The organism is Nostoc sp. (genome assembly GCF_035638895.1).
In the GTDB taxonomy this organism is placed as follows: Bacteria; Cyanobacteriota; Cyanobacteriia; order Cyanobacteriales; family Nostocaceae; genus Nostoc.
Genome location: NZ_DASQZC010000217.1, coordinates 1 through 2519 on the forward strand (window position 1 = coordinate 1; position 2519 = coordinate 2519).

The window sequence follows — 2519 nt, forward strand, 5'->3', positions numbered from 1 at the left end:
ATAAAATCAAAATGTCCATTCGTGATCTGGATCATCTAGGGCAGCGCGAACAGAAGCCAAATTTGCAAGGTCTTTGAAAGGGCTTGATTTAGCAATTTCTGTGATTGAATTTAAGGTAAGGGCTAGTTGCTCATTATTGCCGGATGCGATCGCATTATCAACGACAGCAAATAAAGCGCGAAAGTTTTCTGCACGTTCATCAAAAGAGCGATCTAGATACGCCATCAGCAACTCTCGCTGGGCGTTAATCTTAGTGATTGTTTCGTTTTCCCAAGCCTCAATCTCTCGTCTGTTTGTCTTTTCTTGTTCGGCAATTATTTTGTATTCAGTATAAGCTGAAACCATTTGCTGTAAGCATTCAGCAGGATTGATAAATTCCTTGACTACTGTGGTAACTTTTTTGACCGACATTCCTAATTACCTCCCCAAGTACCATACTTGGCTTGTATAGTCGCAGTAATAGGATTCAACTGCCCTTCACTATCTAAAACAGGAGTTTTCATGATTTCTGCAAGTGCCTTAATCAAAAGTGCGACTTTTTGAAACTTACTAGCGTCCCTGTTTTTGTCAAATGATGGTAAAGATTCAAGTTCTTCAAGACCTAAAATAGCAGATTTGTTCAGACATTCAAATACACCCTGCAATTCAGTAATCCGCCGTCTTACTTGTTGCATAAAGTCTTTTGCTGCTTCGATTTTAGCGATCGCAGTGTTGACTTCAGCGTTGTACTCCGATGCCTTTGTCAATGCTTTTTCGCCTTCACCAGCAAGCACAAAGCCTCCAATAAGGACAGCAGGGCCAACGGTGATGCCACCTAACACAAGAGAACCAAGAGCCATGCCTCCCCCACCGGCAGCTAATGAGCCACCGCCTAGCCATGCTAGAGTTGCATTCCAAGCTGCTGCACCGCTAAGTCCTCCTATAAGTGTCCCAGTACTGGCTACTCCTACAGAGGTAGCAAGACTCATTGCACCACCGTATCCTGCTGCTGCTGCCCCAATTGCTTTAGTGCCACCATTGAAAAACTGTTCAGCTTCTACTGCGGCGGCTTTGTACTCCTTAATCTGCTGAACTGAAATTCCTTCCAGCCCTTCTAAAAACTCCTTCTCGCTTTGTTTTGCTTTCCCAATATTTCGTTCAATAAAGTCAAGAAAGCGCCCAACTGTAGTCATCATCACATCAAGCTGAAGTTGACCATACTCTTCTGCAAGCTCGTTAGTCGCCTCCCAGTCTGCTTTCAACTCACTGACTGCATAGGAGTGACGATTTTGGGCACGTTCACCAATTTCCTTCGCTTCATTCATATTCCCAAAACCTTCAGCACCTTTTACTGCTCCGAAAGCAGCAGTTCCTAAAGCAATAGCACCCAAAATCAGTGGAATCATGAAATACTCCTGATGTGATTAGTATTTGGTTAGTACTTGTCTAAGGGCTGAGCATCAAAAAAAGGCATCACCTTATACCTATCATTCCCGGAGATACCAACTAATAAACATTCAGAAGGTATAAATTTGAAACTGTGATGAATGCAGTTGTTAATCCTTTTCATTTTGAGTGCGATCCCTGTGGAAGGCTAACACTAGGCTGTTGACTTTGTGCCTTTTTAGGGGATAAAAATTCATGCAAAATTTGTGTAGTCATTGCGAGCGGAGCGAAGCAATCGCCTGGGATTGCTTCGCTCCGCTCGCAATGACAGGAAAGATATTTTTTCCTCTCACAGAAATAGCATGAACCGAAAATCACCAAATTTCATCAAAGTCAACACCCTAGGCTAACACCTCAATGCAATGGACAAGTGATGTCTACGACGGGCTATTTGGCGTCACACTCGGCTTGCCGCAGGCATGGCAACTGTTAGGATAGATGACAGGAGGATTAATTATGTCCAATAAAGCCCATGAGATATACAACCAAGTTGTTTGTAACTTGTCACCAACTGAGCGGCTACGCTTGGCAACCCTGATTCTAAATGAGCTAGTCGAACAAAACTTGTCTATCATCGACCAAAGTGATACTTGAACTGAGCAAGATCAGCATGATTTAGTATCCTTCTCGTCAGAGTACGCAGCTTCTATTTTCCCTGAAAGTGAGGAGACAGTTTAGTGAGATTCAATCCCGGTGATGTAGTCACAGTTGATTTTCCTGGTGTCACTGGTATATTAAGTCCATGAAGTTTGAGTGGGATGAGCGTAAAACCAAAGCAACATTAGAAAGCATGGTTTCGACTTTGCTGATGCTTTTCGCATATTTAATCTACCCATGCTTGTCTACCTAGATGAATGAGAAGACTATGAAGAGGATCGGTATCTCGGTATTGGACTACTGGATGGTCGAGTTGTAGTAGTTATTTACACCGAGCCAGGTGAAGAAATGGTTCGGATCATCTCATTAAGAAAGGCACTGTCTCACGAACGAAAAAGCTATGAACAATACCTCAAGAACCGATTGGGTTAGAGTCGATGCAATGAGTGATGAAGACATCGACACCTCAGATATTCCACCTTTGTCAGAAGAATTTT

4 protein-coding genes are annotated in these 2519 nt (G+C 43.0%); 2 read left to right on the plus strand and 2 right to left on the minus strand.

Annotation, left to right across the window (positions count from 1 at the left end; translation table 11 throughout):
• Window positions 1-6 precede the first annotated feature (6 nt).
• Window positions 7-411 carry a hypothetical protein gene (locus tag VE944_RS10425; RefSeq protein WP_324976234.1) on the minus strand — a complete coding sequence of 135 codons (405 nt, stop codon included), beginning with the start codon at window positions 409-411 and terminating at the stop codon, window positions 7-9.
• Between the two features lie 2 nt (window positions 412-413).
• Entirely contained in the window at window positions 414-1385 is a 972-nt protein-coding gene (locus VE944_RS10430; protein WP_324976237.1) for a hypothetical protein, read from the minus strand.
• Window positions 1386-1881: 496 nt separating this feature from the next.
• Between VE944_RS10430 and VE944_RS10435 the strand changes: the two genes are divergently transcribed.
• Window positions 1882-2019: a hypothetical protein gene (locus VE944_RS10435; protein ID WP_324976239.1), complete on the plus strand. Its 138-nt coding sequence runs from the start codon at window positions 1882-1884 to the stop codon at window positions 2017-2019.
• A gap of 303 nt (window positions 2020-2322) precedes the next feature.
• Window positions 2323-2454: a BrnT family toxin gene (locus tag VE944_RS10440; protein ID WP_324976242.1), complete on the plus strand. Its 132-nt coding sequence runs from the start codon at window positions 2323-2325 to the stop codon at window positions 2452-2454.
• The last annotated feature ends 65 nt before the right edge of the window (window positions 2455-2519 follow it).